The 21,491-nt window shown below is 31.1% G+C and carries 16 protein-coding genes; 8 read left to right on the plus strand and 8 right to left on the minus strand.

All coding sequences use genetic code 11. The annotated features are described in order from the left end of the window. Positions 1–1,002: 1,002 nt before the first annotated feature. From B4E59_RS05260 to B4E59_RS05275, 4 genes are all read left to right on the plus strand, one after another. Positions 1,003–3,162 (plus strand): S9 family peptidase, encoded by a 2,160-nt coding sequence (locus B4E59_RS05260; protein ID WP_291048051.1) that lies wholly within the window; start codon positions 1,003–1,005, stop codon positions 3,160–3,162. A 171-nt stretch (positions 3,163–3,333) separates the two neighbouring features. Further along, entirely contained in the window at positions 3,334–4,818 is a 1,485-nt protein-coding gene (locus B4E59_RS05265) for a peptide MFS transporter (RefSeq protein WP_291051846.1), read from the plus strand. Positions 4,819–4,847: 29 nt separating this feature from the next. Continuing rightward, positions 4,848–6,932 (plus strand): peptide MFS transporter, encoded by a 2,085-nt coding sequence (locus B4E59_RS05270; protein WP_291051849.1) that lies wholly within the window; start codon positions 4,848–4,850, stop codon positions 6,930–6,932. A 15-nt stretch (positions 6,933–6,947) separates the two neighbouring features. Beyond that, a complete protein-coding gene (locus tag B4E59_RS05275) occupies positions 6,948–7,391 on the plus strand; it encodes a thioredoxin family protein (protein ID WP_125348917.1) in 444 nt (147 codons plus the stop codon). Here B4E59_RS05275 and B4E59_RS05280 read toward each other — a convergent pair. Further along, a complete protein-coding gene (locus B4E59_RS05280; RefSeq protein ID WP_291051852.1) occupies positions 7,381–9,345 on the minus strand; it encodes a ComEC/Rec2 family competence protein in 1,965 nt (654 codons plus the stop codon). The genes B4E59_RS05275 and B4E59_RS05280 overlap by 11 nt on opposite strands. A gap of 76 nt (positions 9,346–9,421) precedes the next feature. Here B4E59_RS05280 and B4E59_RS05285 point away from each other — a divergent pair, with 76 nt between their 5' ends. Beyond that, complete coding sequence (locus B4E59_RS05285; protein ID WP_260391932.1) at positions 9,422–9,859, plus strand: DUF2141 domain-containing protein; 438 nt, start codon at positions 9,422–9,424, stop codon at positions 9,857–9,859. A gap of 16 nt (positions 9,860–9,875) precedes the next feature. Here the strand turns inward: B4E59_RS05285 and B4E59_RS05290 are convergent, their stop codons facing one another. The 4 genes from B4E59_RS05290 to lpxB form a co-directional block, all read right to left on the minus strand. Continuing rightward, positions 9,876–11,225, minus strand: coding sequence for a porin family protein (locus B4E59_RS05290; protein WP_038333276.1), 1,350 nt, complete (start codon positions 11,223–11,225; stop codon positions 9,876–9,878). After that, entirely contained in the window at positions 11,212–11,769 is a 558-nt protein-coding gene (locus B4E59_RS05295) for an RNA polymerase sigma factor (protein ID WP_038333274.1), read from the minus strand. The genes B4E59_RS05290 and B4E59_RS05295 overlap by 14 nt, the downstream gene beginning before the upstream one ends. Before the next feature lie 13 nt (positions 11,770–11,782). Continuing rightward, complete coding sequence (locus tag B4E59_RS05300) at positions 11,783–12,223, minus strand: hypothetical protein (protein ID WP_180905443.1); 441 nt, start codon at positions 12,221–12,223, stop codon at positions 11,783–11,785. A gap of 246 nt (positions 12,224–12,469) precedes the next feature. After that, on the minus strand, positions 12,470–13,582 hold the full coding sequence (gene lpxB, locus B4E59_RS05305; RefSeq protein ID WP_286494960.1) for a lipid-A-disaccharide synthase: 1,113 nt from the start codon (positions 13,580–13,582) through the stop codon (positions 12,470–12,472). Positions 13,583–13,682: 100 nt separating this feature from the next. On the opposite strand from lpxB, the gene B4E59_RS05310 reads away from it, so the two are divergent. Next, complete coding sequence (locus tag B4E59_RS05310) at positions 13,683–14,192, plus strand: DUF2480 family protein (protein ID WP_221855726.1); 510 nt, start codon at positions 13,683–13,685, stop codon at positions 14,190–14,192. A gap of 53 nt (positions 14,193–14,245) precedes the next feature. Here the strand turns inward: B4E59_RS05310 and clpB are convergent, their stop codons facing one another. The 3 genes from clpB to epsC form a co-directional block, all read right to left on the minus strand. After that, complete coding sequence (clpB, locus tag B4E59_RS05315) at positions 14,246–16,858, minus strand: ATP-dependent chaperone ClpB (protein WP_291051857.1); 2,613 nt, start codon at positions 16,856–16,858, stop codon at positions 14,246–14,248. Between the two features lie 157 nt (positions 16,859–17,015). Next, positions 17,016–17,924, minus strand: coding sequence for a cysteine synthase A (gene cysK, locus B4E59_RS05320; protein WP_038333247.1), 909 nt, complete (start codon positions 17,922–17,924; stop codon positions 17,016–17,018). A gap of 12 nt (positions 17,925–17,936) precedes the next feature. Continuing rightward, the gene (epsC, locus tag B4E59_RS05325; protein WP_125348924.1) at positions 17,937–18,710 is read right to left on the minus strand and encodes a serine O-acetyltransferase EpsC; all 774 of its coding nucleotides are present in this window, start codon (positions 18,708–18,710) and stop codon (positions 17,937–17,939) included. 332 nt (positions 18,711–19,042) lie between these two features. Between epsC and B4E59_RS05330 the strand changes: the two genes are divergently transcribed. After that, entirely contained in the window at positions 19,043–19,468 is a 426-nt protein-coding gene (locus B4E59_RS05330) for a DUF2147 domain-containing protein (protein ID WP_038333244.1), read from the plus strand. 149 nt (positions 19,469–19,617) lie between these two features. After that, entirely contained in the window at positions 19,618–21,450 is a 1,833-nt protein-coding gene (locus B4E59_RS05335; RefSeq protein WP_286494956.1) for an ABC transporter ATP-binding protein, read from the plus strand. The last annotated feature ends 41 nt before the right edge of the window (positions 21,451–21,491 follow it).

Genomic DNA, 21,491 nt, shown 5'->3' on the forward strand with positions numbered 1-21,491 from the left:
CAGTTTTTTGGATATTGCCTATAAAAAGGATTTTGTTTTAAAAATCCTTTTTTTATATCTATCAAATTGATAAAATTAGTTTATTAATCGACCCTATTACGTGTTGAATAAAAGTATTGGCAACTGTGTTCGTTTGTCAATTCATTCTTCTTCCATCATTTGTTTCATCTTGATTTGGAAATCCTAAAAAAAATACAGTATAAGAAAAGGTATAAGACTTATTTATCTTAACATGATGAAAGGAATAAGAAATCATTTTTCAAATAGAAAATAAACAATATTTACATTATTAAGGTCTATTAAACATAATCATTATTATACACCAAAGATTTTTAGGTTAAAACACTGATTGCGTGAGAGTGCAGTTTTGAATAAACAAATTTGTAATTTAAAATGCTCTGAAAGACGCATTTTATCGTTGAGTGAAGGTATTCATATCAGACAAAATTATTTTTCTTTCGTACTAATTTTTTACTGCAACATTATTATTTTTTTTTATAAATCTCTACAGAGTTTATTCGTGTTTTCTTCGACCGTTCTTCGACCATTGTCCTCGCAAAGGTGCATTTTTCCGCAAGTTTGTCGAACGATGGTCGAACAAGAGTAAAATGAGCTATTTTTCGAGATGATGTGAAACATAGATATACAGAGGTTTGTATAGGAGTTTCAATTAACTAAAACATATTGTTGATAAAAATACTGGAGGACAGAAGTGGACAAAACCGGACATTTGTGGTCACTTTTTGTAAAAAATGTAATTTGTATTGTTTAAATGATTAAATTACAAATATTTGATTAATTTAAGTATTTTTTTTTGAATAAAAAATATTTTTGATAAGAATGATGAAATACGATTATCTGTAAATTGTTTAAAATATAAAATAGTGAAGAGTTTTTCGTTTATATGAACGATTATAATGGATTATTCGAGGAAATGTGTTATTTGAGAAAATAGAATTGTTTATATTTGATTGTTTGAACTCACATGATTAGAAAATTAATATGAAAAAATTTATTTTAAGTTTGGCTGTCCTTGCGATGGGCGCTTATTCTTATGCACAACAAATAACCATTGAAGGGATATATGGCGGAAAATACCGCGAAAATTCATTGTACGGTGTGAACTCATTGAACGATGGAGAAAATTATACTATTCTGACAAAAGACGGATTGGTAAAACGTTCGTACGAATCGACATTGAAAAAAGGTCAGACTTCTGATATTGTTGTCGTTCCAGGAAAGTTTGAAGGTTATGAATTTAGTTCTGATGAGCGTTACGTTTTATTGCAAACTAATCCGCACCAAATTTATCGTCATTCGTTTACAGCAAAGTTTGAGGTGTATGATACGCAAACAAAATCGAAAGTATTGTTATTTGATGGAAAAGGAATTCAAGAGCCTTTGTTTTCGCCAGATGCTTCTAAGGTAGCTTTTGCTTTTGAGAATAATTTATACATTCAAGACTTAAAATCGAACAAGGTAACGCAAGTTACGACTGATGGTAAAAAGAATAATATTATCAACGGGATTAATGATTGGGTTTATGAAGAAGAATTTGGTTTCGTAAGAAATTTTGATTGGAATGCTGATGGAACATCTTTGGCTTATGTTCGTTTTGACGAATCGAAAGTGAAAGAAATTAATATTCCGATTTACCACAACAATCTTTATCCACAAGAATTACGTTACAAATATCCAAAGGCAGGGCAAGATAATTCGGAAGTTTCGTTACATGTTTTTGATACGAAGAATAACTCAACTGCAAATGTTAATTTAGGCGGAGTTCAGAATTATTATATTCCTAAAATTAAGTTCTCTACAAAAGCGAATTTATTAACGGTTGTAACGTCTAACCGTCATCAAAATAATGTAGATGTTTCGTTTTATGATATCAACACGAAAAAAGTAAATAAATTATTTACTGAAACAAATAAAGCGTGGATAGAAACGGATAATTTAACGTTAGAGTTTTTAGCAGATAATTCGTTCTTATGGACTTCTGAGCGCGATGGAAATAACCATATTTACCATTATGCAGATAACGGAAAGCTAATTAACCAAGTGACGAAAGGAGATTGGGAGGTAACGAATTACTATGGGTATAATCCTGGTAATAAAACACTTTATTATCAATCTAACTCGAATAATGGAAAACGTATTTCGACAGAAAGACAAATTTCTTCGGTTAGTTTAGATGGTAAGAAAACTACAATGTTGACGAAAAATAATGGAACAAATTCGGCTGCTTTCAGTAAGAATTTTACTTATTTCATTAATACTTTTTCGAATACAACGACTCCAAAAACAATTAGTTTAGTAGAATCTAAATCTGGTAAAGATTTGGGTGTTATTGTTGAGAATACTTCTTTAAAAGATAAATTGAATACAGATAATATTGGAACAAAAGAATTATTTGTGTTGAAAACTGCGGCTGGAAATGAGTTGAATGCTTATGTAATCAAACCAAAGAACTTTGATCCAACTAAAAAATACCCAGTTTTGATGTATCAATATTCTGGACCGGGTTCTCAGAATGTAAACAATGCGTATTTCAACTCGAATGATTATTGGCACATGATGTTGGCACAAGAAGGTTACATCGTTTTCTGTGTTGACGGTCGAGGAACGGGATATAAAGGAGAAGCTTTCAAGAAACAAACGTATTTGCAATTAGGGAAATATGAGGTAGAAGATCAAATTGCAGCAGCAAAAGAGATTGGTAATTTACCTTATGTGGACAAATCTCGTATCGGAATTTGGGGTTGGTCTTATGGAGGATTCATGGCTTCGAATGTATTATTCAAAGGGAATGATGTGTTCAAAGCGGCAATTGCAGTTGCTCCTGTAACGAATTGGCGTTATTATGATTCTGTTTATACAGAGCGTTTTATGCGTACACCAGAAGAGAATGCTGCTGGTTATGACGATAATTCACCGATTAATTATGCAAACGACTTGAAAGGTAATTTCTTATTAATTTCTGGTTCTGCTGATGATAATGTACATCCACAAAACACATTCGAATTGTCGGAAGCGTTGGTACAAGCGAACAAAGATTTTGATATGGCAATCTATACCGATAAAGATCACGGGATTTATGGTGGAAACACAAGAATTCAGTTATATCGTAAAATGACAAATTTTATCAAGAAGAATTTGTAAGAAAAAAGCTGTATTTATTAGAATACGCCAATGAATAAGATGAAACATTATTCAAATTGACAAAAATCATACATTAAACAAAAAAAACCTCTGCATTGTCGGAGGTTTTTTTTATTTTCGTTGATTGCTAATAAAATCTAAATGATATATTAGCGCTTAGTTAAAGAAATTATGAGTCAAAAATTAACTTTAGAGCAAATTCAAAACTTTGAAGGGAAATACCCAAAACAGCTTTGGCATTTGTTTATGGTAGAAATGTGGGAGCGTTTCTGCTTCTATGGAATGAGAGGAGTTCTTGCCATTTTTATGGTAGATATGTTGGGATTAACGGATGCAGAATCAAATTTAAAATATGGAGCAATCCAAGCTTTTGTTTATGCATTTACTTTTATTGGAGGTATTTTTGCAGATAGAATCTTAGGATTCAAAAAATCATTAATCTTCGGAGGGTTGGTAATGGTTGCAGGAAACTTATTAATTGCAACAGATCCTCATCAATTTTTCTATTACGGAATTACATTAAGTATTATTGGAACAGGTTTTTTCAAACCAAATATTTCTTCGATGGTTGGAGAACTGTACAAAGCAGATGATCCAAGACGTGATGCCGGATTCGGTTTATTTTATTCAGGGATTAATATAGGTGCATTTTTAGGAGGTATAGTTTGTGTTTATTTAGGTAAACAAGTTGGTTGGAATTATGCTTTCTTAGCGGCTGGTATCGTAATGATAATTGGAGTTGTTTTATTCTTATTTATCCGTAACGAGCTGGGACCAATTGGAGATTCTCCACTTGAAAAAATGGATCCTAAGATAAGATTAATTAGAGAAGTAGCCGTATATGTAGGAGCATTGGTTTGTATTCCTTTAATTTTTATCATGATTCATAATACAGCATACACAGATATGTTTATGTTTATTGTAGGACCATTGGCAATTATTTATTATTTAATTCAATTATATAAAATACCAAGTTCTAAAGAAAAAAGTAAGTTTATCGCTGCTTTTATCATGATTACGTTCTCTATTTTATTCTTTGCAATTTTTGAGCAAGCAGGAGGTTCTTTAGCTTTGTTTGCTAACAAAAACTTACATTCAACTTTATTTAGCGTTCCATTAGATCCAAACATTGTAAATAATAGTGCAAATTCATTGTATGTTATTATTTTCTCACCTTTATTAGGATTAGTTTGGTTATGGATGGCGAAAAAGAAAATTGAGCCAAACACAGTTGTAAAATTTGGTTTAGCCTTCTTGATGTTAGCAGGGGCTTATTATATCTTCTATTCATTAAGATTTTTTGCTGACGAAAATGGATTATCATCATTAGAAATATTTGCATTAGCATATTTTGCAGTTACAATTGCAGAGTTGTGTTTATCACCAATTGGATTATCAATGGTAACAAAATTATCTCCAAAACACTTAGGAGGAATGATGATGGGATTATGGTTCTTAGCATCTGCTTACGGGCAATATTTAGCAGGAATCTTAGGAGCTGGAATGTCAGATCCAAGTCCAACAGCATCTTTAACAGATAAATTAATGGCTTATACAGATGGTTATCAACAATTGGCAATTTACTCTTTAGTTGCAGGTGTTGTTGTCATCGTATTGTCTCCATTTATTCGTAAATTAATGCAAGACGTAAAATAACTTTTAAGATATACTTTTAACAAACAAACATGAGTTCAAAATCAGAAAATTTCTTTGATTCAAAAGTACTTGGGCATCCGTCAGGGTTGTTCGTGCTTTTCTTTACAGAGATGTGGGAGCGTTTTTCATTCTACGGAATGCGCGTTTTATTAATTCAGTTTTTAACAGCTGCAGTTATTGGGTTAAATCCAGGTTGGGAATGGTCTATAGAAAAAGCAACTGCTTTATATGGAACATACGCAATGTTATTATACATTACGCCCATCTTTGGAGGTATTATTGCCGATAAATACATAGGTTATAGATGGGCAGTTGTAATTGGTGCGATTATTATGACTCTTGGTCATGCATTCATGGCTTTTGATACACCTATCTTTTTATATTTAGGATTGGCGTGTTTGGTTATTGGAACAGGATTCTTTAAACCAAATATGACATCTATCTTATCAGAAATGTACAAAGACTTTCCTGAGAAAAAGGATGGTGCTTATACAATTTTCTACATGGGAGTTAACGCTGGTGCATTCTTCGGAATGATGTTGTGTGGATTCTTAGCAGAAAAAGTAGGATGGCACTGGGGATTTGGTTTAGCTGGAATCTTCATGTTATTAGGAACATTACAGTTCTGGTTAGCAAAACCATTATTTGGGTATATCGGTGAGGTTCCTTCAAAAACAGGAAATCAAATTACTGCTGATGATGATACACCAAAATACGAACCAGGAGAAAAACCAAATCCTTTTACAGTATTAGATCAAGTATTGATCGTTATTATGACGCTTTTAGGATTAGGATATGCGTTCAATGATCCGTTAAATGCAATTGGTGGAATTAACTTATTCCCATTCTCTATCGGAGGATTATCAGGACAAAATGTCGTTATTTTAGTAGCATTATTCTTGTTCTTCTTTGTGGTAATTCGTCGTTTGGCAAATTATACAAAAGTGGTTCGTGATCGTATGATTGCGGTAATTATTTTTGCTTTCTTCGTTATCTTCTTCTGGATGTCTTTCGAACAAGGAGCTACATCATTAGTAATCTTTGCGCGTGATAATACAGAACGTAACTTAATTGGAGGTGCTGCAATGGCATTCAACGTTTTCAATACATTATTAACAGTTGTTCCATTATTGTTCATCTCGTATGTATTGATTTTATTAGCAAAACAAACATTTAAAAAAGCGGCTTTATCTAATGTTGTTTTAGCGTTTACTTTCTTAGGAATTTGGGCTGCTGCAATTTGGATGTTAAACTATAACTGGACTTCTCACTCTTACGATGTTTCTTACCAAGCAATTGAAACGGCTAAATTAGACGACGCTGGTAAACAAGTGATGAACGAAGAAGGACAACCTGTTTTTGATAAAACACCAGTTACGGCTTCTTATGTGGCAAACTCTACAGATAAAATTGTAACTGAAACAATTAATTTAGCTTCTCAAGACGCTTTAACAAAAGGATCTGATATTAATATTCACAAAGAAGGAGATAAATTTGTATTAGTTTCTCCAGAAAGTTTAGTGAAATTAGATACTGAATATAAAAATCAAAACAAACCATCTGAAGTTGTTCCTGCGAAAGTAGCAGAGATTAAAGATTCTCAAGTAGAAATTACCGTTTCTTGGTTCTCTACATTAAACTCTTTCTTCATCATTGCATTAGCTTCATTAGTTTCTCGTGTTTGGGATTCTAAATACAACCCATCAGCTTCTGTAAAATATGGTTTAGGATTAATCATTATGGCAATCGGATTCGGATTCTTAGCTTTCGGTTCTTACGGAATTTCAGAAGGCGTTCGCGTTTCTATCATCTGGTTAGTATTAGCTTATTTGTTCCATACATTGGGCGAGCTCTGTTTATCTCCAGTTGGACTTTCGTACGTATCAAAATTAGTTCCAGCACGTATGATTGCATTTATGTTCGGAATGTGGTACCTTGCAATTGCAATTGGTAACAAATTGGCAGCCATTTTAGGAGGTCAAATCGAAAATATTACAAAAGAATATTCGTTATCAACTTTCTTCTTAATTTTTACAATTGTACCAATTGTAGCAGGTTTAATCGTTATCGCATTAAATCCAGTTATGAAGAAATTGATGCACGGAGTTAAATAATAAAGATTGAAATTTATGAAATCAAGCTTAGCAATCGCTGCCCTAATTTTATCATCATTTCTTTTCGGACAAGAAATTAAATGGTTATCATTAGACGAAGCAACAAAGGAAATAAAAGCACATCCAGAAAAACCTGTATTGATTAATTTTTATACAACTTGGTGTGGATTCTGTAAGCGTTTGGACAAAGAAACTTTTACAGATAATAAAGTCGCAGATTATGTAAACAAAAATTACATTGCGGTAAAATTTGATGCAGAAACAAAGGATATGGTAAAATTTATGGGAATTCAGTACACATATATTGCGCCTGCTAAAGCGAATTATATGGCATATGCCTTTACAAACGGACAATTGAGTTATCCTGCAACTGTTTTGATGAACGGAAAAGGAGATATCAACAAAGTCGTTTTGGGTTATCGTAGTTCAACAGATTTCATAAACGATATTAAAATTTAATCGAGAAATAACCTTGTTGAGAGGTTTTCCATAAAACAGAATCAGAAGTTTTTTCGAGTTCTGTAACAATAGAAGGGTAGTTGCTGGCATCAGCAATTACCCTTTTTAAATTTTCATTATTTTCGAAAGGATAAAGATTTGATTGATGAATTAACACATAAAAAGGAATATCAGAATGTTCTTCATTTAATAAGAGCTTAAATGACTTCGTTTCAATAGAATTTGGATGTTTGATAAAATGTTGATGTTTAAAGTCTGAATCATAAGTGTAGAAACTAACATCTTTTATTCTTTCGTGGATTTTATATGGTTTAATCGTAAAATTATATGTTTTTTCATCTAAAGGATTTTCACTTAAAATGCTTAAACTTCGTTGATTTCTTATGCCGATAATACTATTCTTGTATTGATTAAAAACGATTAATTCATTCGAATGATTGAGTTGATTAATTTGGTGAAATCGTTCCACTTGAATTAGAAATAAAGAAATTAAACAAACAAATAATGCTAGTTTAGATTTTTTTAGGAACAATGGTTTTGATGCATATAAAATAACGCCAATCAAAATTGCGGTAAATAAACTGATGTAAACATCTTTTGCAATAAACTTGAAGTTCGCTAACCAATAAATATATTGATTTGAATAATAAATAAAATGATTGAAAATCCACGTATAGATTGGAATATTAAGATCAAAAATGATGAGAAGAATGCTAATTATACCGCCACAAATCATAAAAAAGGAAGCAGGAATCAAGACTAAATTTCCAAATAAAAACAATCCTGAAAATTGATTAAAATACAAGACCGAAATTGGTAAAGTTCCTAATTGAGCAGATAAACTTGTTTCAATCATAATCTTGATTTTCTTCAGGAAACTATTTTTAACTTTCCAATAATACTCAAAAATTGGATTGAGCCAAACAATGAAAAAGACCGCTGAAAAACTCAATTGAAAGCCAACATCAAACAAATAATTAGGTTGAAAAACTAGAATGATAAAAGCAGAAAGTGAAAGTGTGTGAAAAATATTTTTTGGTCGGTTGAGTAATTCGCTAATATAATAAATGGTAATCATCAACGCAGAACGAAAAACTGGCGGTTGTAATTCGACATAAAAAGCAAAGATCCAGATAAATATTAAGCTAATAATTATTCTAATTTTTCGACCTTGTTTTAGCTTTAATAATGGTTGTAAAACGAATTGTAAAATCATGTAAATCATCATCACATGTAAACCAGAAATGGATAAAATATGCACAACTCCTGTTGCTACATAACTTTGATTGAGTTCTTGCGAAAGCTCTGTTCTATCACCCAAAAGCATAGACGAAATAATCGCTCTACTTTCAAGGGAATAACCTTGTTCTGTTAGTTCTTTTCGAATCTTGACTTTCGATTTGGCAACCCAATTTCGAAATCCATTTCCTTCTTTGTGAATAGAAATAATTTCATTTGTAAAGATTTGAGAATAAATTCGTTTTCTGTTTAAGAAACGTTTATAATCAAATTGATATGGATTTAACGGTTCTTGGATTTCTCTTTTTTCTCCTAAAATTATGATTTCATCATTGGGATATAAAATTTGTTGTTGAGGTTTGATATGAAGTAAAATTTGCTCATTCGTTTCAATATCTTTTACAACGTAATTGGTATATTTTTCGGTAGAATTAGAACTATAAACGACTTTTAGTAAATGAATTCTCGAAACAGATTCGAAATCAATTTTTGAATGTCTATTATAATTTTGATGAATATAATAGCCTAAAATCATCGAAATGCCTAAAAAAGTGATTATATTTTGACGATTATTATTTTTTAACAAAGAGATAAAAAGTAGAATAATTAATGAAAAAAATATAATTCGTAAATTTGTAGCAGGAATTAATAATTCGGATAAAATTATTCCGATTGAGAAACAAATTGTTAGGGTAAAAAAGAGATACTTTTTCATCCTAATAATTTATAAATTTTTTTACAAATAGTAGGTTTTAATTATTTGTAAATGAATTGATTAAAAAAATAAAAAAATGAAGAAGATTCTTATATTAATTGTGTTATTTTTTACTCAAATGGCAATGGCTCAAATTGATGTAAAACTATCAATCACAAACCTTAAGAAAATGAAAGGAAATTTGGCTATAGAGTTTTATAGAAATGTAGAAAATTATACAAAAGGTCAAAATGCATTCAAAAAATTGTACGTTCCAGTTGCTGATATAGACAAGTATGAAACGGTTTTTAAAGATATTGAGCCAACATTTTATGCGGTAAAAGTGTATTTGGATACGAACAATAATAAACAGCTTGATAAAAGTTTTTTGGGTGTGCGTAAAGAACCGTATGGTTTTTCTAAGAATTTAGATCCTATTTTGCGTGAGCCAACTTTTGAGGAAGCCAAAGTGGATATGACTGAAGAAAATAATACAATTGTAATCAAATTAAACAATAACAAAGGCGAAGAATAATCTTCGTCTTTTTTTGTTAAAATTTAATTGAAAAACCTATATTCAATCCTAATAAAGAAGGATTTTTAGCATCTACATTTTTCAATGGATTTAGCATATATCTATAATTTGGTTCCAAATTTATACTTGATTTATTTGATAAATTATACTCTAACTTAACTCCAGCGTTAGCGCTATAACTCGAATTATTTAAGTTATTTGCTTCGCCTAATTTATAATTTGATCTTGTATTAGTATCAGCTAATGAAATAGAATTTTTCGTTACAGCAAAATAACTTCCTCCCGCTATTGCTATAATATTGAATTTATCAAAACTTGCCAATTTATATTCAACTTCTAATGGAACTTCGATGTAATGAACTTTTTGTTCCATAGTATTGGTTTCAGAAGACAACATGGTCATTGTTGTATGTGATATATTATCACCTACAACTCGAATATTCGAATGATATGTGATATTGTTAGATGATTTTGGCATGCTTGCAGAAAGTGCATAAACACCTGTATTGATTCCCGAATTTATATTGGTTGTATTTTGTTCCAACTCAACTTTTGCAATTCCCGAACGAACATTTATCTTATCATTTAATCGAACAGAAACTTTTGCGCCATAAGCAACTGTAATGTTATTTTTGATGTTGTAATCATTAAATTCATTTGCTAAAATAGATTTTGATTCTAACACTTTTGTTGGATTGATGTACGAAGAAATCGTCAGAAGTGGAGATTTCTGTTTGATTTCTACTTTCTCTTTCTTTTTTTCCTCTTCTTGAAGAACTAATTCTAATGGTTTTTCTTCTAAAATTTTAGGATTAGTTTCTTTTTCAGAAACTTCATTTTTTGGATTGATTGAAGAATTATTTTGTACAAAATTATCTTTTTGAGTTGAATTCTTTTGAGATAATTCTAGTGTTTTATCTTCTTTTTGATTTGGAATTGTATTCGAAAATAAAGTTGATTCTCCAATTATATTTTCAAAATATGAACTTGAACTTTGAATTGTTTTTTGATTTGATTTAGAAGATTTTTTTACAGAAGAAACAATCTTATTATCAAAAGACTTTTCATTTGTATGTTCAATATTATTCCAATCTTTTTTGATAGATTCTTTAGAAGTCGATTTTGTTTTTACAACTTCATTAGTCGGCATATGATTAACGTTAATTGTATCATTTTGATTAAAATAATAGATAGAAATTCCCACAACTAAACATGCCGCAGTAGAACCAATCCAATAAAATAAAGGAATGATTCGTTTTTTCTTTTCTTTCTCGTCTAATTTCTCCTGAATATTTTTCCAAGCATCCAAAGGAGGAAGTTGTGGTTGCGAGAGTTTATCTTTAATATGTTGATCAAATTTGTTCATCTTCTGTGACAGTTTTTAATTGATTGAGTTTTTGTTTTAATAAATTTCGTGCTCTTGATAAGTTTGATTTTGAAGTTCCAACCGAAATGGTCAGCATTTCTGCAATTTCTTGGTGCGAATATTCTTCAAAAACGTAGAGGTTAAAAACTTGCCTATATTGTGGTGGAAGATTATGAACGGCTTCTAACAACTGTTGATAATCAAAATCTTCTTCAACTTCGTCGTCATCTTCCTGTGTGATAATGAGATTTTCGAAATCTTCAAAAGGTAAATTATTCTTCTTTTTTAGTTTTTCTAAATTAAGATTTACCATTATCCGTTTCATCCAACCTTCAAAAGATCCTTCGAATTTGAATTGATTTATTTTATTGAAGATATGAATAAAACCCTCTTGAAAAATATCTTGCGCATCTTCATAATTTTCGGCATAACGAAGACAGATCGAGAACAAAACAGGTGAAAACTCAACATAAATTTCTTCTTGAGCTTTTCTATTTTGTTCTTGACATTGCTTGATTAAAATTTCAAGAGAGTCACTATTCAAAACTTATTGGACTTTATTTTTCTTTGATATTTAACACAATTGAGTCATAAATTGGTTCAGTTGAATTTGGTTTATTTCCCGTCCAAAATCTTAATGTGTACTCACCAGCTTCTTTAGGTGTAAACTTCAAAGTTTTTGTTTCGTACGAAGTATTTTGCGTGCAGTTTCCATTACTTTGACTTGCATAAACACCAATGTTGTGTTTAAAAGTTGTACTTCCTTGTAAAGAGCTAAATTGAATAAAATTTTGACAAGAATTTGTTTTTTCGTACGTTACTCGAATATTTGTAGTTTTTCCTACTGGCTGAATAGAGTCTTCATGAACATTAATTGCCGTTGTTGCTAAAAAACCATAATTCATATAATCTGAGTCATCATTATTTAAACAACTAAATGTTGATAAACCTAAAATACCTACCAAAGCAAACATGCTTAATCTTTTCATTAATTTCATTGTATGAGTTTTAATCGTTATAAAAATAAGATATAGATTTTAGAAAAGGTTGCGTGAAAGAATAAGAAATTAATATATAGAATAAGAAAACCCCTTGAAAATCAAGAGGATTACTTTGTTAGAATAGGTGTAAACTTTAATTAAGTCAATCCTGAAACATTTTAATAATTAGATCTGAATGACATCTATAGCTTACAAGATTAAAAAAACAATAAAAGGTTGCGTCAAACTTTTACTTTTTTTTAATTATTTTTTTAAGTCCTCAGTAATTAGTGAAGCGGTTCTTTCTGAAGCGCCAATTCCACCAAGTTTATGATACAATTCTTCGTAGCTTTTCATGATTTTTTCACGTTTAGGAGAATTTAAAATTAAATCTAATTCTCGTTTGATATTTTCGTAAGTTAAATCATATTGAATTAACTCTTTCACTACTTCTTCGTCCATAATCAAGTTTACCAACGAAATAAAACGAATGTTTTTTACAACACGTTTTCCGATTTCGTACGAAATAGCATTTCCTTTGTAACAAACAACTTCTGGAACTTTCAGTAAAGCAGTTTCTAATGTTGCTGTTCCTGATGTAACCAAGGCTGCATGAGAAACTCGTAATAAATCATAGGTTCTATTCTCAACAATTTTCAAGTTGTTGCCTGCAATTTTTTTATAATTTTCGATTGGTTGAGATGGTGCACCAGCCACAACAAATTGATAATCGGGAAAATCTTTTTCCACTGAAAGCATCAAAGGTAATTTGACTTTAATTTCTTGTGTTCGACTTCCAGGAAGTAAAGCAATAATTGGTCTTTCGTCTAAATTATGATCTTTTCTAAATTGTTGTTCATCAATTGGCGGAAGATTATTCAACGAATCTAATAATGGATTTCCGACAAAATCTACTTTGTAATTGTAACGTTGATAAAATTCTTCTTCGAACGGAAGAATCACAAACATTTTGTCGACAACTTTTTTGATTTTATGAACTCGACCAGTTTTCCAAGCCCAAATTTGTGGCGAAATATAATAGTAAATTTTAATTCCAAGACTTTTTACAAATTCAGCAATTCTGAGATTAAAACCAGGATAATCAACTAAAATAACTGCATCTGGCTGATAAGCTTCGATGTCTTTTTTAGCAACCGAAATATTTCCTAAAATCGTTCTCAAATTCATTACAACTTCAGCAAAACCCATAAACGCCAAATCTCTGTAATGTTTGACTAAAGTTCCGCCTTGCGTTTGCATCAAATCTCCTCCCCAAAATCTGAATTCAGCTTGTGGATCTTTTAATTTTAATTCTTTCATTAAGTTCGATGCGTGCAAATCGCCCGAAGCTTCACCTGCAATGATATAGTATTTCAATGGAAATCATTTTTCTTCTTACAAAGATAGGAGAAATCTATAAGTGGAGTAGATTTCAATGTTTTTTATTGCGTAAATTTACTCTTTCAAACAAAGAAAAATGTCAGACGAAATTATAAATAAAGTTGCCAATAGTAGTTTAGTAACAATTGATTTACAGGATTATTATCCTGATGGAGATCGTGTTGTTTTTGACTTGAAAGATTGGTTATATGAAGAATTGATTCTTAGAGAAAAGGATTTTAGAGAAAATCTTAAAAATCATGATTGGACACAATATCAAGATAAATATGTAGCGTTAACGTGTACTGCGGATGCGATTGTTCCGTCTTGGGCTTATTTGTTGGTTGCAACCTATTTGTCGCCAATTGCGAAACGAATTGTACATGGAAGTTTGCAAGATTTGGATACGATTTTGTACACAGAAATTGTAGATCATTTGCCTTATGAAGATTATGTTGATGGAAAAATAATAGTGAAAGGTTGCTCTCACAAACCTGTGCCAGAATCGGCTTATATTCAGTTAATTGAACGTTTACAACCAATTGTAAGCTCGTTAATGTTTGGTGAAGCGTGTAGCACTGTTCCGCTTTATAAAAAGAAGAAATAAAAAAATCCGCTCAACGAGCGGATTTTTTACACATGAATAAAATCGTAAAATACTTATTGATTAGTTCTGAAAACTAATTTATTATCTCCAGGTTTTTCTTCGAAATAATCGATTAAAACCGCATCATTATCATTTATTGTTCCTTTTAAAATTTCTTTTGAAAGTTCATTTAATACATCTTGTTGAATAACTCGTTTCAATGGTCTTGCTCCGAATTGAGGATCGTAGCCTTTTCTTGCTAAATAATCGACAGCTTCTGGCGTAATATCTAATGTAATATCGCGTTGTGCTAATTTCTTCGCAACTCCGCTTAAATAGATATTCACGATTCCAGAAATTTGATTTTCACTCAATGGACGGAACAAAATAATTTCATCAATACGATTCAAAAATTCTGGTCTAAAGTTTTGTTTCAATTCCTCAAAAACGACATCTTTTGTTTCATCATAAACTTGTGCCACATTATTTTCGTCAATGTTTGAGAATTTATCCAAAATCGTATGAGAACCAAAATTCGATGTCATAATGATAATCGTATTTTTAAAGTTAACCACACGACCTTTGTTGTCTGTCAAACGTCCGTCATCCAAAACTTGTAACAAAATATTGAAAACATCTGGATGTGCCTTCTCAATTTCGTCCAACAAAATAACTGAATAAGGACGGCGACGAACCGCTTCTGTTAACTGACCACCTTCGTCGTAACCAACGTAACCCGGAGGTGCCCCAACCAAGCGAGAAACTGCATGACGCTCCTGATATTCGGACATGTCGATACGAGTCATTGCATTTTCATCATCGAATAAGAACTCGGCTAAGGCTTTTGCCAACTCAGTTTTCCCAACACCAGTTGAACCTAAGAATAAGAACGAACCGATTGGTTTTCCTTCGTCACTAAGACCTGCACGAGAACGACGAATGGCATCAGAAACTGCTATAATTGCTTCTTCTTGACCTAAAACACGTTTGTGTAATTCGTTTTCTAAATTCAATAATTTTTCGCGATCAGATTGCATCATTTTCTGAGCCGGAACTCCTGTCCATTTCGATACAACTTCTGCAATATCATCCGCATCAACAAACTCTTTTACCAGTTTATTTTGTTTATTTTCTTCTAGATTATGTTCAGCTTCTTCTAAATTATTTTTTGCATTAACTAAATCTTCAAACTCTAATTTGGAAGCTTTTGCATAGTCGTAATCTCGTTTTGCACGCTCAATTTCGAATTTGATATTTTCGATAGATTTTCTTAAATCTTGAACTTCATCGGCACGATTTCTTTCCGCTTCCCATTTCGAATTCAAATGATTTCTTTCATCTTGAAGATTAGATAATTCTTCTTTTAAAAGATTCAATTTTTTCTCGTCATTTTCGCGTTTTATCGCTTCAATTTCGATTTCTAATTGAATAATTCTACGATCTAATTTATCTAAATCTTCTGGTTTAGAATTCATTTCCATTCTCAACTTAGAAGCTGCTTCGTCCATCAAATCGATGGCTTTATCTGGTAAAAAACGATCTGTAATATAACGTGTTGATAATTTTACAGCCGCAATAATTGCTTCGTCTTTAATTCCAATTTTATGGTGTTGCTCGTATTTATCTTTGATTCCACGCAAAATAGAAATAGCCGATTCTTCATCTGGTTCTTCTACCATTACTTTCTGGAAACGACGTTCTAAAGCTTTATCTTTTTCAAAATATTTTTGATATTCATTCAAAGTTGTAGCACCAATCGAACGTAATTCGCCACGAGCCAAAGCAGGTTTCAAGATATTTGCAGCATCCATTGCACCTTCTCCGCCGCCGCCAGCACCAACAAGCGTGTGAATCTCATCGATGAACAAAATTATTTCTCCATTCGAAGCGGTTACTTCTTTCACAACGGCTTTCAAACGCTCTTCGAACTCACCTTTGTATTTTGCACCAGCAACCAAAGCTCCCATATCCAATGAAAAAATTTGTTTATTCAAAAGATTTTCAGGAACATCTCCATTGATGATACGATGTGCTAAACCTTCTGCTATAGCGGTTTTACCAACACCTGGTTCACCAATAAGGATTGGGTTATTTTTTGTACGACGTGATAGAATTTGTAAAACACGACGAATTTCTTCATCACGTCCAATTACAGGATCTAATTTTCCTTCTTTTGCTAAATCTGTTAAGTTTTTAGCGTATTTGTTTAATGAATTATATGTTCCTTCCGCGTTTTCAGAAGTTACTCTTTCTCCGTTTCTCAATTCTGTTACTAATTTTTTTGTGTTGTCGAATGTTACACCTCTATTTTTTAATAATTGACTTACAGGCGATACATTCTTGATTATACCTAATAATAAATGCTCTAAGGTGATAAAATCATCGTTCATCTCTTTTGCAATTTCTTGTGCAGATTGCAAAATTTGGTTAGATGAATTGGAAAGATGATTTCCTTGTTGACCTTCTATTTTTGGATATTTATTGATTTCTAAATCCAACTCAGGTTTCAACATATCCATTTTTACACCTTGTTTTTCTAAGATTAATGATAACACGTTTTCATCAACATCTATCATTCCACCTAAAATATGAGCTGGTTCTATTGCTTGATTTTTTTGTGCAACTGCAATTTGCTGCGCTGCTTGAATCGCTTCACGACCCTTTATTGTAAATTGATTAAAATCCATTGGTTTTTAGTTTTTTATATTGGTTTTGTTTGGTGTATTTCATCAAAAAAAATTCCAAAGTAGAAATAAAACCTAAAAACTGACTTTTTGACTTTGTTGAATAAAAAAAGGAGACATTTTGTCAATATCTCCTTTCGTTTAAAAATTTTTATAGTATTTAAAATAAACCTTCTACTGATAAATAGCGTTCGCCAGTATCGTAGTTGACAGTTAATATTTTCGTGTTTTTGTCTACTTCATTCAAAGTTTTAGCAACTGCAGCCAATGAAGCACCTGTAGAAATTCCGACAAATATACCTTCTACTTTAGCCACTTTTTTTGCAAATTCAAATGCTTCTTCTTTTGTAATCTGAGTAGAAGAATCAACGATTGAAGTATCTAAATTAGTAGGAATAAATCCTGCTCCAATTCCTTGAATCGCGTGTGGACCAGGATTTCCTCCTGAAATGACAGGAGAATCTGTTGGTTCTACAGCGATAACTTTTGTTGAAGAGTTAACTTCTTTTAATGCTTTTCCAATTCCAGAAAGATGTCCGCCTGTTCCAACTCCTGTAATTAAATAATCAACTCCTTGTGGAAAATCTTCAAGGATTTCTTTTGCTGTTGTATTGTAATGGACTGTCGGATTCGAATTATTCTCAAATTGTTGCGGAACCCAAGCGCCTTCTATTGTTTCGGCTAATTCTTGTGCTTTTGCAATAGCGCCTTTCATTCCTAATTCTTTTGGAGTTAAAACAAATTCAGCACCATAAGCTTCCATAATTTTACGACGTTCAATTGACATCGATTCTGGCATTGTGATAATCATTTTGTAACCTTTTACAGCCGCAACAAATGATAAGCCAATTCCTGTATTACCCGAAGTAGGTTCTATAATTGTTCCTCCAGGTTTTAAAATTCCAGCTTTTTCAGCATCTTCAATCATTGCCAAAGCAATACGATCTTTTATTGATCCACCCGGATTTTGTTTTTCTACTTTAATATAAACGTTATGGTTAGGAAATAATTTATTCAGTTTAATAATTGGTGTATTTCCTATGGTTTCTAATACATTATTGTAAATCATTGTTGTAAGGTTTTAGATGATATAATTGATATGTTGTTCTTTTTTTTGTTTTTTTATTTGTGGTTGATTCTCTTGATAGACAACAGAATCTTCTTCTATACTTTCTGTAATCCAAACATTTCCGCCGACTACAGAATTTTTTCCAATAATTGTTGTTCCTCCCAAAATAGTTGCTCCAGCATAAATTGTGACATTATTTTCTATTGTTGGATGACGTTTTTTATTAGCCAAATTCTTCGAAACATAAAACGCTCCTAATGTTACGCCTTGGTAAATTTTCACATTATCACCAATCAATGTTGTTTCTCCAATGACAATTCCTGTACCATGATCGATATAAAAGTTTTTTCCAATTGAAGCACCAGGATGAATATCAATTCCAGTTTTAGAATGTGCATATTCGGAAAAAAAACGAGGAAGAATAGGCGTATTTAAATTGTAGAGAATATGTGCTAAACGATGAATTGCAATTGCAAAAAAACCAGGATAGGCTAAAATGATTTCAATTTCCGATTTAGATGCAGGATCATTTGCATAAAAAACAAAAATTAGTTCCTCTAATTCTTGTCTAAGTTGTGCAAATTGTTCAAAAAAATATAAACTAATTTGATTCGATTTCTCCTCAGGAACAATTTTTAACAAAATAGAATTGAATTGATTGAGTAAATCTTCTTTCTTGTACAAAGGATTTGGTTGTTGAAAAATCTCATCATAAATAATGGATTCTATCAAAGGTTCTACTTCTTGTTTTCTAAATGGTAAACTGTATTTCGTAAGCTGATTCATTCTTCAATCTATAAACTCTATAAAAATAGTAGACAAATGTATTCATTTTTTTATTCTTGAAGAAGAAATTGTCATAAAAATGACAAAAACCATAAAAATGCCTTCGTTTTTATTATTGCTATGTAAGCATAATAATACACTATTTTGACTTTTATGAATAAAATTTATAATTATTTATTTAAAAATATTTATTGAATTAAATGATTGATAATTAATGTTATAAATGAATTTTTATGTTTAAAAGAGATTATTTTTATAAAAAATAAAGCGTAGTGTTTTATTTACACTAAAAAATAGTTATTTTAGTGAAATAAATTTTAAAGGATAAAAATATGAAAAAATCAATTTTATTCGGATTATTCTTTATGTTGACATCTTTAATGTATGCGCAATCACCAATAGGAACTTGGAAAACAATTGATGATGAGACAAAACAGGCGAAGTCTTACGTAGAGATTTTCGAGAAAGATGGAAAACTTTATGGTAAAGTCACTAAGATTTTAACGAAAGGAAAAGAAGATGCAAAATGTACAGATTGTTCAGGAGCATTAAAAAATAAACCAATTTTAGGAATGCAAATTCTTTCTGGTCTTAAAAAAGATGGAAAAGAATGGAATGGTGGAAAAATCATTGATCCTAATAGTGGAAAGGAATACAAAGCAAAAATGTCTCTTAACGGAAATGATAAATTAGACGTAAGAGGTTTTATCGGGATTTCTCTTGTAGGAAGAACGCAAACTTGGCAACGAGTTAAATAAAAATCAAAACAAAAACGAAAAGGTTACTCTGAGTAATCAAACCCACAAAATTTTACTCTATAATGACTATTTCTAAAAGAATAGTCATTATTTTTTTTACGTAAATTTGTAACTTCAAAACTAAGGTTTTGATTTTCTAAAATACATCAATGAGTTTAATTAAAAGAGCGTTCTCATACGCAAAACCATATAGAACTTCGTTTGTTACAGCGATTATATTCAATTTACTCTATGCACTTTTCAATGTAATTGCATTGGCTTTTATGATGCCAATTTTGAGTGTTTTGTTTGGTGAAAAAACAACTGGAGTTATCGCAAAACCTATTTATTCTGGTGATTTGGGTAATCTGAAACAATTTTTTTCAGATTATTCAGCTTATTATATGAATGAGCTTTCTCAAACTCAAGGACCAGTTTATGTGTTAGCGATTTCGTGTGTGATATTTATTATTGCATTTTTATTTCGAAATATTTTCAGTTTTCTTTCAGAAACTTGTTTGGTAGATTTACGTTCGGGTGTGACACGTGATTTACGTGTTGATATTCATAACAAAATTATTGATTTGCCAGTTGCTTATTTTACTGAAAAACGAAAAGGAGATATGTTAAATCGTATTTCTAGTGATGTAAATGAGGTTGAATCTAATATTTTAAATTCAGTCGTAGAAATCATACGTTCACCAATTATGATTATCTTTTTCGTTGTAGTATTATTTACAGTTAGCTATCAATTAACAATTTTCGCTATTTTGGTTTTTCCGATTATGGGAACAATTATTTCGTTGATTGGAAAAAGTCTGAAAAAAGCTGCTGCTCATGCGCAAGACGAATTATCTAACATTATTACTTATGTAGACGAAACACTTTCTTCGCTTAAGATTATCAAAATTTTTAACGCAGAAGATCAAGTAAAAGGTCGTTTTGATGAATCGATTAATCGTTATCGAAAATATCTTCAAAAAGTAATGAAAAAACGTGCTTTGGCTTCACCAACAAGTGAATTTTTAGGTGCTGTTACAATTGGATTAATTGTTTTTTTTGGTGGTAAATTATCGTTAGAAGGAAATGGTTTAACAGGATCACAATTTATTTTTTATATCGCAACATTTTATACATTATTAGATCCGATTAAACGCTTTTCGAAAGCATTATCAGATGTACAAAAAGGAGAGGTTTCTGCAAAGAGAATTTTTGAGGTTTTGGATGCTGATGTTTCGATAAAAGATGTTCCAGATGCAAAAGGAATTGAAGCTTTTGAAGATAAAATTGAGTTTAGAAATGTGACATTTGCTTATGGTAAACATAATGTAATTGAGAATTTTAATTTAACAATTAACAAAGGAGAAACCGTTGCTTTTGTTGGGCAATCTGGTTCTGGAAAATCGACTTTGGCGAATTTAATTACTCGTTTTTGGGATGTGAAATCAGGTCAAATTTTGATTGATGGAATTGATATTAAACATATAAAATTAAATGATTATCGCTTGTTATTTGGTTTGGTTACGCAAGATTCTATTTTGTTTAATGATACAATTTTTAATAATATTTCATTAGGTGATAAATGTCCAAATTTGGAAAAAGTAGAATATGCTGCGCAAATTGCAAATGCGGAAGAGTTTATTGTAAAAATGCCAGAAAAGTATCAAGAGTCAGTAGGAGAGGGAGGTAGCAAGCTTTCTGGTGGACAAAAACAACGTTTAAGTATTGCGCGTGCGGTTTATAAAAATCCACCGATTATGGTTTTGGATGAAGCGACTTCTGCTTTGGATACGAAATCTGAAAAATTGGTACAAGTTGCCTTGAATAATATGATGCAAAATCGTACTTCTTTGGTTATTGCGCACCGTTTATCAACAATTCAGAATGCGGATAAAATTGTAGTAATGGAAGCAGGTAAAATTATTGAACAAGGAAATCATCATTCACTTATTGAGAAAAAAGGCGTTTATGCCAATTTGGTAAATATGCAGAATTTTGAATAAATGAAGTATATACAAACTAAAAAAATCCGCTTATTAAGCGG

It is taken from the genome of Empedobacter sp. UBA2044, from assembly GCF_002333005.1.
Taxonomy (GTDB): domain Bacteria; phylum Bacteroidota; class Bacteroidia; order Flavobacteriales; family Weeksellaceae; genus Empedobacter; species Empedobacter falsenii_B.